The sequence below is a fragment of the Geobacillus sp. PK12 genome, assembly GCF_004123125.1.
GTDB lineage: Bacteria > Bacillota > Bacilli > Bacillales > Anoxybacillaceae > Geobacillus > Geobacillus zalihae.
In genome coordinates this window covers 65,533-81,294 of record NZ_SDKL01000012.1, presented here as the reverse complement: position 1 = coordinate 81,294, position 15,762 = coordinate 65,533, and the positions used below count along the sequence as shown (strand labels likewise).

Annotated in this window: 16 protein-coding genes; 12 read left to right on the top strand and 4 right to left on the bottom strand. The window is 54.5% G+C overall.

Annotated elements, in window-relative coordinates:
- Positions 1–41: 41 nt before the first annotated feature.
- A complete protein-coding gene (locus tag ETR37_RS05990; protein WP_129447038.1) occupies positions 42–668 on the top strand; it encodes a histidine phosphatase family protein in 627 nt (208 codons plus the stop codon).
- Positions 669–917: 249 nt separating this feature from the next.
- On the opposite strand, the gene ETR37_RS05985 is transcribed toward ETR37_RS05990, so the two are convergent.
- Genes ETR37_RS05985 through ETR37_RS05975 form a run of 3 tightly spaced genes read right to left on the bottom strand, consistent with a single transcriptional unit; the run spans position 918 to position 3,262 of the window.
- A complete protein-coding gene (locus tag ETR37_RS05985; RefSeq protein ID WP_129447037.1) occupies positions 918–2,312 on the bottom strand; it encodes a nucleoside recognition domain-containing protein in 1,395 nt (464 codons plus the stop codon).
- Entirely contained in the window at positions 2,281–3,015 is a 735-nt protein-coding gene (locus ETR37_RS05980; RefSeq protein ID WP_081132505.1) for a FeoB small GTPase domain-containing protein, read from the bottom strand. The genes ETR37_RS05985 and ETR37_RS05980 overlap by 32 nt, the downstream gene beginning before the upstream one ends.
- Positions 3,008–3,262 (bottom strand): FeoA family protein, encoded by a 255-nt coding sequence (locus tag ETR37_RS05975; RefSeq protein WP_081132506.1) that lies wholly within the window; start codon positions 3,260–3,262, stop codon positions 3,008–3,010. The genes ETR37_RS05980 and ETR37_RS05975 overlap by 8 nt, the downstream gene beginning before the upstream one ends.
- 237 nt (positions 3,263–3,499) lie before the next feature.
- Between ETR37_RS05975 and ETR37_RS05970 the strand changes: the two genes are divergently transcribed.
- On the top strand, positions 3,500–5,488 hold the full coding sequence (locus ETR37_RS05970; RefSeq protein ID WP_164977982.1) for an acetoacetate--CoA ligase: 1,989 nt from the start codon (positions 3,500–3,502) through the stop codon (positions 5,486–5,488).
- A gap of 392 nt (positions 5,489–5,880) precedes the next feature.
- On the opposite strand, the gene ETR37_RS05965 is transcribed toward ETR37_RS05970, so the two are convergent.
- Positions 5,881–6,309 carry a hypothetical protein gene (locus ETR37_RS05965; protein WP_013523607.1) on the bottom strand — a complete coding sequence of 143 codons (429 nt, stop codon included), beginning with the start codon at positions 6,307–6,309 and terminating at the stop codon, positions 5,881–5,883.
- Positions 6,310–6,467: 158 nt separating this feature from the next.
- Between ETR37_RS05965 and ETR37_RS05960 the strand changes: the two genes are divergently transcribed.
- From ETR37_RS05960 to ETR37_RS05915, 10 genes are all read left to right on the top strand, one after another.
- The gene (locus tag ETR37_RS05960; RefSeq protein WP_081132509.1) at positions 6,468–7,439 is read left to right on the top strand and encodes an ABC transporter ATP-binding protein; all 972 of its coding nucleotides are present in this window, start codon (positions 6,468–6,470) and stop codon (positions 7,437–7,439) included.
- Positions 7,436–8,209, top strand: coding sequence for an ABC transporter permease (locus tag ETR37_RS05955; RefSeq protein WP_081132510.1), 774 nt, complete (start codon positions 7,436–7,438; stop codon positions 8,207–8,209). Before ETR37_RS05960 ends, ETR37_RS05955 begins: the two co-directional genes overlap by 4 nt.
- Before the next feature lie 2 nt (positions 8,210–8,211).
- On the top strand, positions 8,212–9,000 hold the full coding sequence (locus tag ETR37_RS05950) for an ABC transporter permease (RefSeq protein ID WP_129447042.1): 789 nt from the start codon (positions 8,212–8,214) through the stop codon (positions 8,998–9,000).
- A gap of 351 nt (positions 9,001–9,351) precedes the next feature.
- Positions 9,352–9,741: a MerR family transcriptional regulator gene (locus ETR37_RS05945; protein WP_025950097.1), complete on the top strand. Its 390-nt coding sequence runs from the start codon at positions 9,352–9,354 to the stop codon at positions 9,739–9,741.
- The gene (locus tag ETR37_RS05940) at positions 9,738–11,264 is read left to right on the top strand and encodes a class I adenylate-forming enzyme family protein (protein ID WP_060788292.1); all 1,527 of its coding nucleotides are present in this window, start codon (positions 9,738–9,740) and stop codon (positions 11,262–11,264) included. The genes ETR37_RS05945 and ETR37_RS05940 overlap by 4 nt, the downstream gene beginning before the upstream one ends.
- Before the next feature lie 95 nt (positions 11,265–11,359).
- Complete coding sequence (locus tag ETR37_RS05935) at positions 11,360–13,042, top strand: acyl-CoA dehydrogenase family protein (RefSeq protein WP_129447035.1); 1,683 nt, start codon at positions 11,360–11,362, stop codon at positions 13,040–13,042.
- Between the two features lie 126 nt (positions 13,043–13,168).
- Positions 13,169–14,110, top strand: a complete 942-nt coding sequence (locus ETR37_RS05930) for an alpha/beta hydrolase (protein ID WP_060788290.1) — start codon at positions 13,169–13,171, stop codon at positions 14,108–14,110.
- A 96-nt stretch (positions 14,111–14,206) separates the two neighbouring features.
- On the top strand, positions 14,207–14,890 hold the full coding sequence (locus ETR37_RS05925; RefSeq protein WP_015374681.1) for an SOS response-associated peptidase: 684 nt from the start codon (positions 14,207–14,209) through the stop codon (positions 14,888–14,890).
- On the top strand, positions 14,890–15,294 hold the full coding sequence (locus ETR37_RS05920) for a thiol-disulfide oxidoreductase DCC family protein (RefSeq protein ID WP_015374682.1): 405 nt from the start codon (positions 14,890–14,892) through the stop codon (positions 15,292–15,294). The genes ETR37_RS05925 and ETR37_RS05920 overlap by 1 nt, the downstream gene beginning before the upstream one ends.
- 63 nt (positions 15,295–15,357) lie before the next feature.
- A complete protein-coding gene (locus ETR37_RS05915; protein ID WP_015374683.1) occupies positions 15,358–15,756 on the top strand; it encodes a hypothetical protein in 399 nt (132 codons plus the stop codon).
- Positions 15,757–15,762 lie beyond the last annotated feature (6 nt).

Below are 15,762 nucleotides of genomic sequence, written 5' to 3'. Positions count from 1 at the left end.
CGTCTGTAGTAGATTGATAGAGGGGAGACGTACGGAAGGATATGACGACAACATTGTATTTAACAAGACATGGGGAAACAAAGTGGAACGTCGAAAAGCGGATGCAAGGCTGGCAAGACTCGCCGCTCACGGAAAAAGGGCGGCAAGACGCCATGCGGCTTGGAAAGCGGCTTGAAGCGGTGGAATTGGCTGCGATTTACACAAGCACAAGCGGCCGGGCGCTTGAGACGGCGGAGATTGTCCGCGGCGGGCGGCTCATTCCGATCTATCAAGACGAGCGGCTGCGCGAGATTCATCTTGGCGATTGGGAAGGAAAGACGCATGACGAGATTCGGCAAATGGATTCGGTTGCGTTCGACCATTTTTGGAACGCGCCCCACCTGTACGCTCCAAAGCGTGGCGAGCGGTTTTGCGACGTGCAGCAGCGGGCGCTTGAAGCGGTGCGGCGCATCATCGAGCGGCACGAGGGAGAAACGGTGTTAATCGTCACTCACGGCGTCGTGCTGAAAACGCTCGTGGCGGCGTTCAAAGGCGCGCCGCTTGACCAGCTTTGGGCGCCGCCGTATATGTACGGCACGAGCGTGACGATTGTGGAGGTGAATGCGGACGTGTTTCGCCTGGTTGTGGAAGGCGATGTTTCCCATCTAGAAGAAGTCAAGGAAGTATAGATAGGGAAGAAGGATGGAGAATTGGAGGCGGCGCTGTTTCTTCGGTTCATCGCCATAATATGCGCTTGGCCAATCGGATCGGTTTCTTGCGCCATCATGCAACCTCATTCATGATTCAAGAAATGGATGAAAGACATGAGTGGGCGCCTTCCAGTACAACGTTTGGTGAAGAACTGCTTTTTCTTATCAAGTCTAGTTGTCCAAAAAAACAGCCCCGTTTCCCTCGATCGGGAAGCGGGGCTGCGCCGTTTATACGAGCCCGAGCCATCTCGCCAGCTGTGCGGTCGTAAAGGTGACCGCAATGGCAATCGCTGTCGGCAAGGCAAAGGCGACGAACGTCCATTTCGCGCTTTTCGTTTCTTTGTAAATGTTGACGAGCGTCGTGCCGCATGGGTAGTGAAGCAGGGAAAACAGCATCATATTGAGGGCGGTGAGCCACGTCCAGCCGTGGTCGAGCAAAAGTTGTTTAAGAGAATGCAGACCATCGGCTTCAATGAGCGCCCCTGCGGATAAATAGCCCATCAGCAAAATCGGCACGACAATTTCATTGGCTGGCAAGCCTAAAATGAACGCCATCAAAATGTAGCCATCCAATCCCAATGCTTTGGCAAATGGGTCAAGCCAGTGGGCGAAAGCGGCCAGCGCGGTTGTGTCGCCGATATGAAGATTGGCGAGAATCCATGTGATTACGCCGGCTGGCGCCGCAACGGTGACCGCCCGTTTCAGCACATAGAGTGATTTGTCGAGGGTGGCCCGGATGATCGTCTCCATGATTTTCGGGCGTCGGTACGGCGGCAGCTCCAGCGTGTAATGGGTCGGAATGCCGCGCAAGGCCGTCTTGGATAAGACCCATGAAACGGTCAACGTGACGACGATGCCAAACAACACCATGGCGACGACCACACCTGCTGTCACGAACGTGTTCCATCCGCCTGTATAGCCGGCTGCCATAAATAAGGAGGAAAGCAGGATCAGCGTTGGCCAACGTCCATTGCAGGGGACGAAGTTGTTGGTCAAAATGGCCAGCATTCGTTCGCGCGGTGATTCGATAATGCGCGTCGACATGATGGCCGCCGCGTTGCAGCCGAAGCCCATGGCCATCGTCAGTGATTGTTTGCCATGCGCTCCCGCTTTTTGAAACAAGCGATCCATGTTAAAGGCGACACGCGGCAAGTAGCCATAATTTTCGAGCAACGCGAATACGGGAAAGAAAATCGCCATCGGCGGCAGCATCACGCTGACGACCCAAGCCGTGCCGCGGTATAGGCCAAGTACAATGAGGCCGTGCAACCAGTCGGGGGCGTGAATCGCTTGAAAGGCCATGGTGAGATACGTTTCGATCGTTCCGAACAAGCGGGCGAGCGAATCGGAAAATACGTTGGCGCCGGCGATCGTCATGTAAAGGACAGCGGCGAGAAGCGCCAGCATAATTGGAAATCCCCACCGCTTCGACGTGACGATCCGGTCAATTTGTTCCGTTCGATCGCGTTTTGCGACCGCTGTATGCGTGACACATTCTTGAGAAAGCGCAGCTGACGTTTGGAAAATGGCAGAAACGATCTGTTCACGCGTGTCAGCCGGTGCTAATGACTTGGCTTCGTTCATTAGCTGGTCAAACTGATTTGACAGATCCGCAGCAGGCATACGCGTTCCCCTCCTTGATCAATGGTTGCGGCGGTTGTTTCAGCGCTTGAAGCAGCGATGTATCGCCGTCAAGGAGACGAAGAGCGATCCAGCGAGCAGGATACGTGTCTCCCATTACGTCTTTCACGAGTGGAAGAAGTTTGGCAATGCCTCGTTCGATTTCCGGGCTGTACCGGATGGAAAGCGGGTTGGTGTTGATGCGGCCATGCGCCATGGCATCCACTGTATCAAGCAGTGCATCGATTCCTTCCCGGTTGCGGGCCGAGATCGGCACGACCGGCACGCCGAGTTTGGCGGCTAATTTTTTTGTATTGATATGAATGCCTTTCTTTTTCGCTTCATCCATCAAATTGATAGCGATAATGACGCGGTCGGTCATTTCCAATACTTGAAGCGCTAGATTCAAGTTGCGTTCTAATGCCGTAGCGTCGACTACAACGATCGTAACGTCAGGACGTTGAAACAGGAGAAAATCGCGCGCCACCTCTTCATCGGCTGAATTGGAATAGAGCGAATACGTTCCCGGCAAGTCGACGATCCGGTACAATGTGCCGCGGTGGTGGCATTCTCCTTCGGCATGAGTGACCGTTTTCCCGGGCCAGTTGCCGGTATGTTGGCGCAGGCCCGTTAAGACGTTGAACAACGTGCTTTTGCCGGTGTTCGGATTTCCCATTAAGGCAATCGTATACGTCATATCAGTCATGGTCGATCTTCTCCCCGTAAATATAGTCGCTTTCTTCTTTCCTTAATGCGATCGTCGTTCCACAAACGCGATAGGCGGTCGGGTCGCCAAGCGGGCTTCTTTGTCCAACCTTCACTTCCCCGCCGGGTACAAATCCCAAATCAAGCAACCGCCTTTTTAACATAGGATCAGGAACATCAACCTTTTCGATGCGAAATCGATCGCCCGGTTTCATATCGGAGAGGCGGCAACGTTTTCCTTGTGCCATAAAAGTTTCCCTCCGGTTAATATTTTTTACTAAAGATATTTTTTTTGCTTAGACCAACTTTTGAATTTATCATATTCCAGTTGCCTCGCTGTTGTCAACAAATTTGTTTCATCTTTTTCTGACAGAGTTGTCGAACCAACAACTATTCAAAACAGTAGGAAATCATGTTATCATATGAATAGTCTGAACAAATTATCGGCAGAAAGGCGGTGACGGCGTCCATTGACGCACGATGAAATGAAAGCGATTACGGAAGGGACGATTCTTTGGCAGCCGACGGAGGAACAAATCAAGAGCTCCAACCTTCATCGATATATGGATTGGTTGAGAGAACATAAAGGGCTCTCCTTCTCTTCATACCGCGAGCTGTGGACATGGTCGGTCGACGAGCTTGAGTCATTTTGGGAAACGGTTTGGGAATATTGTGGTGTTCAGGCGGCAACGCCGTATGAGTGTGTGCTGCGGGAGCGGAAGATGCCAGGGGCGGAGTGGTTTCCAGGCGCTAGGCTCAACTATGCGAAACATATTTTCCGGCATGCGCGCGCCGACCGCCCGGCCATCATTTTCCGCTCGGAACGCGTGCCGTACCGGGAAGTGTCATGGCAGGAGCTCGGCGAAAAAACGGCGGCGATCGCCAAAGCATTGCGAGCGATGGGAGTGAAGCGCGGCGACCGCGTCGTCGCTTATATGCCGAATATCCCCGAGACGGTGATGGCGTTTTTGGCGTGCGCCTCGATCGGCGCCATTTGGTCAAGCTGCTCGCCGGATTTTGGCGCTGGCAGCGTCATTGACCGGTTCGCGCAAATCGAGCCGACTGTCTTGTTTGCCGTCGACGGCTGCCAATACAACGGCAAAGAATTTGACAAAATGCCGGTTGTATCCGAATTGCGCGCCAAATTGCCGTCATTGAAAAAGACGGTGCTGCTTCCGTATTGGCGCGGGCAGATGGAAGCACCGGATGAGGGCGTCGTGCTGTGGGATGATGTCGTGGCGGACAAGGCGGAGCTCGTCTATGAAGACGTTCCGTTTGACCATCCGCTTTGGATTTTGTATTCTTCGGGAACGACCGGTTTGCCGAAGCCGATCGTCCAGGGGCATGGCGGCATTTTGCTTGAACATTTGAAAGCATTGACGATTTCCGAAAACTTGACGAAAGACAGCACGTTTTTCTGGTTTACGACGACTGGATGGATGATGTGGAACTTTTTGATCGGCGGACTGCTGGCCGGGTCGACCATCGTGCTCTATGACGGCAGCCCGACGTATCCAGATGGCAACGTCTTATGGGATTTGGCCGAAAAGGCGGGCATCACCCATTTTGGCACAAGCGCGGCGTTTATCAACATCTGCATGAAGCTCGGCCTGAAGCCAAAAGAGCAATATGACTTGTCAAAGCTCGAGGCCGTGCTCTCGACCGGTTCGCCGCTGACGGTCGAAGGGTTCGCATGGGTGTATGAAAACGTCAAGGACGATATTTGTCTAGCGTCATGCAGCGGGGGAACGGATGTGTGCACCGCGTTTGTCGTCGGCTCCCCCATTTTGCCGGTGCGCGCCGGCGTCCTCTCGTGCCGCGCGTTGGGCGCCGATGTGCAGGCGTTTGACGAAAACGGTCGGCCGCTTGTCAATGAAGTTGGCGAACTTGTCATCACAAAACCAATGCCATCGATGCCGCTCTTTTTCTGGAACGACCCGGACGGCGAACGGTATCGGAACAGCTATTTTGACACGTACCCGGGCGTCTGGAAGCACGGCGACTGGATTAAAATTGACGAACAAGGGGGATGCGTCATTTACGGACGCTCCGACTCGACGATCAACCGAGCCGGCGTCCGCATGGGTACGAGCGAAATTTACCGCGCGGTCGAAGCGGTCGACGGGGTGTTCGAAAGCCTCATTGTCGATTTGGAAATGATGGGCAAGCAGTCGTTTATGCCGCTGTTTGTCGTCCTCAAGCCGGGCGTGGCGCTCGATGACGAGCTGAAAGAACGCATCCGCCAATCGATTCGGCAACACGTCTCGCCGCGCTTTGTTCCAGATGAAATTTACGAGGTGAAGCAAATTCCGAAAACGCTAAACGGAAAGAAAATGGAGATTCCGATCCGGAAACTGCTCTTAGGCTTCCCGCTCGAAAAGGCAGTCAACCCGGGCTCAATGGCCAATCCAGAGGCGCTCGACTTTTTCCTCGAGCTGGCGAAGACGCTGGCGGCGAAGACGCAGATAAGCTGAAGTCCTTTTCTTGAAACGTGCGAAAGGTTGTTATTAAGTGACGGCGCTTAATAACAACCTTTCTATGTATTAGTGAATTATAAGTAGAGGAGTCGGGGGCATGGAAGAAAGCAAGCGGACTAGGCTAGTTTGGAAATCCATCGGTGATTGAGGAGCGAACGACGGTGAAAGAGATGCTGGGCTGATGAGACGAGACCGTGTCCGTTTTCATGATGAGAAAGTCCGGAAGATCCGTTTAGGAGAACCTTCCGGGCTTCATTTGCGGCGACGATGATTCGGAGTTTTAGTATGACGTAAGCAGGGGGATGTTGTTTGATGATGGCTATGTTCACACAGGATATGGAACAAGCGTTAAACGTCGAAGAGATCAACGAAATGGAGCGGACTGACGTCTAGTACATATTGAGCGCCGTTTTGCCCCGCTTGATCTCCTTTTTGTTTTCAAACAGCTCTTCGACCAAAATGTTTTGGCCGTTGGCGACATCGGTGAGCCGTTTGTCCATGTCGGCCACTTGCTGGCTTAATTGGCTGAGTTGTTCATTCGTTTGCTGCACTTGTTTGGCGAGCTGGTCGACTTGCTCATGAGTTTGCTGTACTTGGTGGTTCAGCTGCTGCACTTGGCTGTTAAGGTGTTGGACTTGTTGGCCCAGTTGCTGCACTTGCTCGTTTGTTTGTTGCACCTGTTGACCGAGCTGCTGCACTTGCTCGTTTGTTTGTTGCACCTGTTGGCCCAGTTGCTGCACTTGTCCGTTCGTTTGTTGCAGCTGCTCGGCAAGTTCTTTAATGGCTTGCCAAATCATTTCATTTGTAATATCCCCCATTCGACAATCTCCTTTCTCGTTCGATTCTCTCTCTATTATACATGACGAAAGATGGGAACGATAGAGAAAAGATGGCGAAATGTTTTTCTTTGCGGCGCGCCCCCTCGATGTGATATAACAAAAGAATGTCAACAGTACACTATTGGAGGATGGGCACTGTGATCCGTGTCAGCCATTTGCATAAATCGTTCCGCGTCCATCGCCGCGATGCGGGATGGCTTGAGGCGGTGCGTCATTTATGGCGGCGCGACTATCGCGTCATTGAGGCGGTGAAGGACGTTTCGTTTACGATTGAGAAAGGGGAAATCGTCGGCTTTTTAGGGCCAAACGGGGCGGGGAAAACGACGACGATGAAAATGTTGGCCGGCCTCTTGCATCCGACGTCAGGGGAGATCACGGTCGGCGGGTTTGTGCCGTTTGAGCAAAAGCCGGAGTTTAAAAAAATGATGAGCTTGGTGATGGGGCAAAAAAGCCAGCTCATTTGGGACATTCCGCCAATGGAGACGTTTTTGGTCAATAAAGCGATTTATGACATCGACGATCGGTCGTTCCGCCAGACGCTCGAGGAATTGACGGAACTGCTCGACTTGGCGCCGCTTCTTGACAAGCCGACGCGCAGTCTGTCGCTTGGCCAGCGGATGCGCTGCGAGCTGGCGGCGGCGCTGTTGCATCGGCCGCACGTGCTGTTTTTGGATGAGCCGACGATCGGGCTTGACGTCCATACGCAGGAAAACGTGCGTCGCTTTATCGTGGACTACAATCGGGAGCACGAGACGACGATTTTGTTGACGTCGCATTACATGGGGGATGTCGCGGCGCTTTGCGACCGGGTGATGATCATTAACTACGGGCGATTGATTTACGACGGGGATTTGTCGGTGCTGACGGAGAAGCTGGCGCCGTACAAGCGGCTCGAGGTTCGGTTTTCTCGGCTGCCAAATGTCGATTGGAGCGAGTACGGCGAAGTGGCGGAAATCGAAGAAGGGACGATTGTGCTCAGGGTGGCGCGCGAGACGGCGGCGGAGACAGCAGCGCGGTTGTTGGAACGATTTGACGTCCGCGATATCAACATCGAAGACCCGCCGCTTGAGGAAGTGATTGCGCGCGCGTTTTGGGAGGAACACGTATGATTCGCAAATATATCGCCCTATTGCGGATGAAATACATCGAAATGCTTGCGTATCGGCTTGCGACGTTCGTCTGGATGACGGGCGCCATCACGCAGCCGCTCATTACGATGTTTGTCTGGATGAACATTCATCCGGAAGAGAGCGAGTCGTTTCTGTTCTATTTTATGGCGGTCATTTTTGTCGAGCGGATGACGAGCGCGTGGGATGTATGGGAGCTCGACCGTGAAATTCGCGAAGGGACGTTTTCGAATTTGCTGCTTAGGCCGGTTCATCCGATCCATTGGGCGATTGCGGAAAACATCGTTTACAAATGGCTGTTTGCCGTCATTTTAGCGCCGGTTTGGCTGGTGGGGGCGGTGTTTTGGCCGCCGCTTCGCCCGCATATGACGGCAGGGCAAGCGGTGCTGTTTTTGGCGGCGGTCGTATTGGGTGCGGCGCTTCGGTTTTTGTTGAGCTACTCGTGCGGGCTGCTCGCGTTTTGGGTCACAAAGGTGGCGGCGGTGTACGGCGTGATCGATGTCATTTCGTTGTTTTTATCGGGCAGAATTGCGCCGCTTGAAATGCTGCCGCCGGCGCTTCGCGAATGGAGCGAATGGCTGCCGTTCCGCTATATGATCAGTTTTCCGATTGAAATCGCCACCGGGGCGGTGGATGGAGGAGAGTTGGCGCGCGGCTTTGCGGTGGCGGCCGGGTGGATGGCCGTGTTTGTCGCGGGGGTGCAGTGGCTTTGGAAAGCAGGAATGCGAAAAAACCAGGCGGTAGGTGGATGAACATGCGGCGATACGGGCGGGTGTTCCGCGAGTTTTTCCGCGCTTGTTTGGTCGAGGAAATGGAATACCGGAGCGAATTTTTCGGCAATTTTATCGCCAGCTTTTTTGGCCTCGGCATCGCCCTGCTTACGATCCATATCTTTTTTTATCAGACGGACCGGTTAGGCGGCTGGACGTATGGGGAAGTGCTTGTGCTGCTCGGCGTTTTTAATACGCTGCGCGGATGGATCGATTTCGCGCTTCGGCCGAACATGCCGCGTTTGCTTGAGCATGTCCGGCGCGGCACGCTCGATTATATTTTGACGAAGCCGGTCGACAGCATGTTTTACGTCAGCTTCCGCCATCTTGTCTTTTGGCGGCTGATCGATGTAGCGCTTGGCCTCGGCGTCATCGGCTACGGCTTGTATGTCGAACGCTACGTGCCGTCGGCGGCGGACGTCTTGATGTTTTTCGTCGTGATGACCGCGTCACTCTTGCTTATTTATTCGTTATGGATGATGCTCATGACGACGTCGTTTTGGGTGGTGCGCATTGATGATTTGTCGTTTATTTTCGACTCGTTTTTTGACACGGCCCGCTTCCCGGGCAGCATGTACCGCGGCGCGGTGCGCTTCGTGATTACGTACGTTCTGCCGGCGGTGTTGATCACCAATACGCCGGCTTTGGCGCTGCTTGGGAAATGGAGCATGGCTGCGGTGCTGGCGGCTTTGGCTGTGGCTATGCTCTTTTTATGGGCTTCCCGCCGCTTTTGGCGGTTTGCCTTGCGCTTTTATACGGGAGCGGGCGGGTGAGAGGAAAAGCCTTCTTAGACGAGGGCTTTTTTTCTTTGGTCAATCACTGTTTCGCCTGCATCTCGACAGTGGTCGGTCAGCGGGGGTGGCGAGCGGCGCATCGTTCGTGGCCGGCTTGTGCAGATGGTTTGAGACGTGTTAGGTTGCGCATGAACTTAGAAGGCTCGTAAAAAAGCGGCCGTTTTTGCCGGACTCGTTGCTTTTGGCTGAAGGGGAAGCGTTGTTTGGGCAAAATGTTCATCCTATAATGGAAGGCCGTACTCCCGCTTCTTTGTATTCCTGCTCGTTGACTTTTACGTCAACGTCAATTAAAATAAAATTCAGAATATTACTTCTAGAAAAGGGATGGCTATGCACTATTTCACCATTTCCGATTTGGCGCACGAGTTTGATGTGAGCACCCGGACGATCCGCTATTATGAAGAACGCGGATTGCTTTCCCCGATTCGGACCGAGTCAGGGCAGCGGCTGTACACGAAAAAGGAGCGGGCGAAGCTCAAGCTCATTTTGCGCGGCAAACGGTTCGGCTTTTCGCTTGACGAGATTCATGAGATGATTTCGCTGTTTGATGAGGACCGAACGGGGAAGAAACAGCTGGAAAAAACGGTCGAATACGGGCGGCGGAAATTGAAGGAGGTGAACGAGCGGATTGAGGATTTGCTGCAGCTGAAGGCGGAGATGGAAGCGCTGCTTTCCGATTTTGAACAGCGATTGCGACAATGGGAGGGATCGGATGGATGAACATTTCAGAGCTGCTTGCCCGCAATGCGAGGAAATTTCCCGACAAGACGGCGATTATCGATGGGGAAACGGAGCTTTCCTACGCCGAAGTCAACCGAACGGTCAACCGTCTGGCGTCAGCGCTCGCGCGGCTTGGTGTCGGACGCGGCGATAAAGTCGCGCTGTATATGCCCAATACCAAAGAGTTTGCCGTTTCGTACTTTGCCGTTTTGCGCCTCGGCGCCGTGGTTGTGCCGATTAACGCGCGCTTGACGGCGGCTGAGGTGCAGTATATTCTCGGCCATAGCGAGGCAAAGGCGCTGATCGCTCATGATTCGGTTCATCAAGTGCTCGCCCCGCTCGTCGGCGGAAGCGATGTGATCTGGGTGAAGACCGGGAAGGCGGAAGGCGGCTGGCTGTCGCTCGAGGAGTTGATCGATTCGGGTGATTCCGACGAGATCGTCTGCCCAGCCAAAGAGGATGATGAGGCAACGATTTTGTATACATCGGGGACAACGGGGCGGCCGAAAGGGGTGTTGTTCACGCATCGCAATGTGATCACGGTTGCGGACATGATCGTGATCGAAACGAAAATCGACCGTCAAAGCCGCCTGCTGCATCTCATGCCGCTCAGCCACTCGGCGCCACTTCATTTGTTTTTCATAGGCGGCACGTATGTCGGCGCGACCCATGTCTTGGCTCCTTCCTTTTCCCCGGATGCCTTGCTTGAACTCGTTGAGCGCCATAAGATCACCCACTTTTTTGGCGCGCCGGTGGCGTACTTGTTGACGGCAAAGCACCCGCGCTTTGACGAATACGACCTTTCTTCGGTCCGCTGCTGGATGTACGGCGGGGCGCCGCTGTCGCGCGAGGAAGTGAAGTTTGTCGCCAGCCGTTTTGGCGCCGGGCGGATGATGGGTTTATACGGTTTGACTGAAGCGGGCCCGAACGGCACGTACTTGTCCCCTGAGGAGCATGGCGAAAAAGCGGGAAGCGTCGGCCGCTATGCCGCTCTTCATTGCGAGGTGGCCATCGTCGATGAGAACGGACAGGAGGTCGCGCCCGGCGAGGTCGGGGAGATCGTGCTGCGCGGGGAGAGCGTGATGAAAGGATACTATAAGGACGAAGAAAAAACGAACGAAGCGATCAAAGACGGCTGGCTGTACACCGGCGATTTGGCGCGCCGCGACGAAGATGGCTACATTTGGATCGTCGACCGGAAAAAAGATGTCATCATTTCCGGTGGCGTCAACATTTATCCAAAGGAAGTGGAAGATGTGCTGCGGACGCATCCGGCGGTCGCGGATGTCGCTGTGATCGGCGTGCCGCATCCGGAGTGGGGCGAAACGGCAAAAGCATTTGTGGTATTAAATCAACCGCTTGAACCGCTTGCGGAGGAATGTAAGCGCTTCCTATCTGACAAGCTGGCTGACTATAAAATTCCGCGTCTGTATGAGGCGATCGCCGAACTGCCGCGCAATGCGACGGGAAAAGTGTTGAAACAAGTGCTGCGGGCGCGGGAGGCGGTCGCGCAAGGAAGATAAGGAGCGTTGGGGGCGGCGCAATGGGATCGCCTAGCCGTCTTGATAGAGCTCCAAAAATTGTGAGGGGAACGAAAATCGAAGAAAGGGGAGAGACGATGAAACCGCTTTGTGAAGTCGATCCGAATTTGTTGGCGAATTTGAAACGGCATTTGGATGACGAATTGTATCGGTATGCGGAAGAAAAGCTCGCGTCGTTTTACGAATTTTGTTTGACAGACGTTGACCGCCGCGCTGTGCATACCGACCGCGAAGGGCAGCCGCGCCTCATTAAGTACGACCGGTTTGGAAACGACATTTCTGAAGTGTGGGTGAACGAAGGATACGAGCAGACGGCAAAACAGACGTACGAAACGGGGATTGTCGGCTATGTGCACAAGCCGATTCCCGAGCTTGGGAGAAAAGGAAACTATGTTTATTCATATGCCCAAGGGTATATCTTATCCCAAGCCGAGCCCGGGTTTTATTGTCCGGTGACGTTGACGATGGCGACCGCCTATGTGCTCGAGCATTTTGCCGATGAAAAGCTGAAGGCGACGTATTTGCCCCATGTCATCTCCACCGGGGAAGTCGAGTTGTACGAAGGAGCGACGTTTTTAACCGAGCGCCAAGGCGGGTCGGACGTTGGTGCCAATGCGGTGCGCGCCGTGCCGTGCGGCGATCATTATCAGTTATACGGGGAAAAATATTTTGCCAGCAACGCCGGCCGCTGCGGCGTAGCGCTCGTGTTGGCGCGCATCGACGGGAGCGGGCCGGGGACGAAAGGGCTGAGCTTGTTTCTCGTCCCATGGCGCAACGAGGATGGGACATTAAACGGCATCACCATCCGCCGCTTAAAGGATAAATTAGGGGTGCGCGCCGTGCCGTCCGCCGAAGTCGTGTTTGACGGCGCCAAGGCGTATGTCGTCGGCGATCCGGCGAAAGGCTTCTATTATATGATGGAAGCGCTTAATCTCTCGCGCGTCTGCAATGCGGTTGCTTCCGTCGGCATCATGAAGCGGGCGCTTGAAGAGGCGAAACAATACGCCGAGCGGCGCACGGCCTTTGGTCATGTGTTGACGAATTACCCGATGGTGCGCGGGACGCTCGCCAATTTGACAGCGAGACAGGAAGTGGAAACGAGCGCCTGCTTTGACATGATCGCCTTGTTTGACCGCGTCATGGCCGCGCCGCATGAAGCGAGCGAGGCGGAGAAAGCATGGCTCAGGCTTCTGATTGCGCTCCTTAAGATGCGCACCGCCGAAGAGGCGATCGCGTTCAGCCATGAGGCGATTGAAATGCATGGAGGCAACGGGTATATTGAAGATTTTGTTACGCCACGCCTGTTGCGCGATGCGCAAGTGCTGACGGTTTGGGAGGGAACGGCGAATATTTTGGCGCTCGAGGTGCTGCGTTTGATGCGCAAATACCGCATTCACGAGCGGTTCATCACAGAGATGAAGGAGAAGGTTGAGCGGTTGACGGCCGAAGTCAAGCCGCTTGCCCGCCCGGTTGAAGAAGGGTTGAAGGAATTGGTGGCCGCGCTCGCCCGTCTTGGCGGCCAAGCGGATGAGGTGCAGACGTTCCACGCGAAAGCGATTGCCAATCGGATGTGTGATCTGTATTTGAGCATCATCGCCCTTGAACGCGGACAGGAAAACGATCGGAATCAGCGGATCGCCGAGCTGTTTGTGCGTCATGTGTGGGAGCGCGGGCTCGTCGATGAACGCATGACGTCGGTGCGTGAGTTTGACTTGATCGTCAGATGTAAAGGAGCGTCTGCCCCGCTTGCCCATTCGTAAATTGGCGGCATGAAGCGGGCCGTGAGTGAAAGGGATGTTCGTGTTGGGCGGACATCTCTTTTTTTGATTGCCAAATGAGCAATGGAACAAGTAGGATGAAAGAAAAGGGAAAAGCGAGAGGGGGAAATGCGCATGGAATTGGTGCGCACGCCGCGCCGGACGAAACGGCGCGTGTGGATTTCGGCGGCCATTGGCGTCGTGATGTTGGGGGTGCTCGCCTGCGTCGGTTTGTCCGTTTATGTCGGCTGGCAGCTGACGCATAAACCGCGCGAGCCGATTACCATGACGCCGAAAGACTATGGCATGGCGTATGAAAGTGCGACATTTACAAGCAAAGATGGGAAAACGGCGCTCGAAGGCTGGATCATTCCGCCTAAAGGAGCGGCGAAGATGACGGTCATTTTTGCCCATGGGTATGCCGGCAACCGGATTCAGAAAAACGTGCCGTTTTTGCCGCTCGCCAAGCGGCTTGTTGACGACGGGTACCGCGTCATCTTGTTTGACTTTCGTGCGAGCGGTGAGTCGGAAGGCGATATGATTACGATCGGCGTCAAAGAGAAAGACGATCTGCTTGGCGTCATCGATTACGCGAAGCGGCACTATCGCGAGCCAGTCGCCTTATACGGCGTTTCGATGGGAGCGGCGACATCGATCTTGGCGGCGGCAGAAGACAATGACGTGCGCGGGGTGATTGCGGACAGCCCGTTCAGCGACCTCGAATCGTATTTGCGAGCCAATATGCCGGTATGGACGCATCTGCCGAACGTGCCGTTTACGTATTTGATTTTGGCGATCGTTCCGGCGCTGGCCGATTTGGATCTAGGCGTGTCTTCGCCCATCCATGCCGTCGATCGTGTCGCGCCGAGGCCGATTTTGTTCATTCACAGCAAAGACGACCGTTCGATTCCGTATGAAGAAAGCGTAAAACTGTACAAAACCCATCCGGATGCGTTTCAGCTATGGCTGACGGACAAAGCGGATCATGTGAAAAGTTTTTCTCTCTACAGCGATGAGTATGTAGAACGGGTGTTGGTGTTTTTGCGCTCATTGGAAAAGACTGCTTCCTAGAGACGGCTGCGATTCGTGTTCGGCCGCTTTTTGTATTATAATGGATGCAATAGAGGATCAAGATGGCATCGGCCAACTGGTCAAGGAGTGAATGCTGTGTGTGGCCGGTTTACGTTAACCGCTGATTCGGAAACATTGCAGACGCTGTTTCGTTTCCGTTATCAAGGCCTGCTCGCGCCCCGGTTCAACATCGCTCCGGGTCAAGATGTGTTGACCATCGTCGCCGAGGGGGGAGAAAGAGTCGGGAAAATGATGCGCTGGGGGCTTGTGCCGTTTTGGGCGAAAGATGCCCGCATCGGCGCCAAGATGATCAACGCCCGGGCGGAAACGGTCGATGAAAAGGCGAGTTTTCGCCATGCGTTCAAGCGGCGGCGCTGCCTCATTTTAGCTGACGGGTTTTACGAGTGGAAAAAGGAAGGAACGAAAAAAGTGCCGTACCGGTTCACCCTCAAAACGGGCGAGCCATTTGCCTTTGCCGGACTGTGGGAGCGTTGGAAAGGGCCGAGCGGGCCGCTTGAGACGTGCACGATCATGACGACGAGGGCGAACGAGCTCATCGCCCCCATTCACGACCGGATGCCGGTCATATTGCCTCCCGAGCGGCATGACGACTGGCTTGATGCAAGCTTTGATGACAGCGAGTATTTGAAATCGTTGTTGTTGCCGTATCCGAGCGGCGAGATGCGCATGTACGAAGTGGCGCCGCTGGTCAACTCGCCGAAAAACGACGTGATCGCCTGCATCGAGCCGGTCGACAGCCGGTCAATGGAGGGAACGTGATGCATCCTGTCATCTTATTTGATGGCGATTGCCTGTTTTGCCATGCGAGCGCGCACTGGATCGCCGCCCGCGACCGCCAGGCGGTGTTCCGCTTTGCGGCGCAACAGAGCATCGTTGGCCAAGCGTTGCTGGCAAAGCAGGAGATGTCAGCAGAAGACAGCGTCGTCCTCATCGAGAACGGGTGCTGTTATGTAAAATCCGAGGCTGTCCTGCGCATCGGCCGGCGTCTAGCTTGGCCGTGGAATTGGATGGCAGCGGCTGGGTTTCTCATCCCTCGGCTGTTGCGCGATCATATGTATGACGCGATTGCCAATCGTCGGCATCGTCTCGTTCCAAAGCGTGATCATTGTCAGCTGCCGCCGCTTGAGCTGCGATCCCGTTTTCTTGATGAATGGCCGCGGTGAAGAAGGAAAATACGCCCGTTTGTCGTATTGAAAAGGGAAAGAAACGAGGGAGGGGAAATGTGCATGACAAGCGGAACAACAAGATGGCTTGATGAATGCACGCCTCGGGCGCTCGAGCGTTTTGCCGATGAATTGATCGCTATGGCCGAGCAAAGGGAGGACGAGGCTCGGCGCCGGTTTTACGAAGGGATGGCGGTGGCGGCGAAACTCATCGCGCTCCGTTGGGAAGGAAAATGTGCCTATATTGATGATCATTTGCTTGATAATGTATACGAGGCGTTGGCTGTCTTCTCATTGGAAAAACTTGAGGAAACGCTGGCCATGGAGACGGAAGAGGCGCATGGCGGCGTCCGCTGCTCGTTTTGTCTCAAAGAAAAACCAAGGCTGGCCAAAGGTCCGCTGGCGGCGATTTGCGACGATTGCCTGCAGTTTGGGCTGCAAGTGATCGCCAAGCAATCATGACGGAGG

What these genes read in the sequence shown, in the direction of transcription:
- ETR37_RS05965 (WP_013523607.1), bottom strand. Translation starts at nt 6,309, where the DNA reads ATGGGGGATATTACAAATGAAATGATTTGGCAAGCCATTAAAGAACTT.
- ETR37_RS05980 (WP_081132505.1), bottom strand. Translation starts at nt 3,015, where the DNA reads ATGACTGATATGACGTATACGATTGCCTTAATGGGAAATCCGAACACC.
- ETR37_RS05915 (WP_015374683.1), top strand. Translation starts at nt 15,358, where the DNA reads ATGACAAGCGGAACAACAAGATGGCTTGATGAATGCACGCCTCGGGCG.
- ETR37_RS05985 (WP_129447037.1), bottom strand. Translation starts at nt 2,312, where the DNA reads ATGCCTGCTGCGGATCTGTCAAATCAGTTTGACCAGCTAATGAACGAA.
- ETR37_RS05970 (WP_164977982.1), top strand. Translation starts at nt 3,500, where the DNA reads ATGAAAGCGATTACGGAAGGGACGATTCTTTGGCAGCCGACGGAGGAA.
- ETR37_RS05955 (WP_081132510.1), top strand. Translation starts at nt 7,436, where the DNA reads ATGATTCGCAAATATATCGCCCTATTGCGGATGAAATACATCGAAATG.
- ETR37_RS05945 (WP_025950097.1), top strand. Translation starts at nt 9,352, where the DNA reads ATGCACTATTTCACCATTTCCGATTTGGCGCACGAGTTTGATGTGAGC.
- ETR37_RS05940 (WP_060788292.1), top strand. Translation starts at nt 9,738, where the DNA reads ATGAACATTTCAGAGCTGCTTGCCCGCAATGCGAGGAAATTTCCCGAC.
- ETR37_RS05930 (WP_060788290.1), top strand. Translation starts at nt 13,169, where the DNA reads ATGCGCATGGAATTGGTGCGCACGCCGCGCCGGACGAAACGGCGCGTG.
- ETR37_RS05935 (WP_129447035.1), top strand. Translation starts at nt 11,360, where the DNA reads ATGAAACCGCTTTGTGAAGTCGATCCGAATTTGTTGGCGAATTTGAAA.
- ETR37_RS05950 (WP_129447042.1), top strand. Translation starts at nt 8,212, where the DNA reads ATGCGGCGATACGGGCGGGTGTTCCGCGAGTTTTTCCGCGCTTGTTTG.
- ETR37_RS05975 (WP_081132506.1), bottom strand. Translation starts at nt 3,262, where the DNA reads ATGGCACAAGGAAAACGTTGCCGCCTCTCCGATATGAAACCGGGCGAT.
- ETR37_RS05990 (WP_129447038.1), top strand. Translation starts at nt 42, where the DNA reads ATGACGACAACATTGTATTTAACAAGACATGGGGAAACAAAGTGGAAC.
- ETR37_RS05920 (WP_015374682.1), top strand. Translation starts at nt 14,890, where the DNA reads ATGCATCCTGTCATCTTATTTGATGGCGATTGCCTGTTTTGCCATGCG.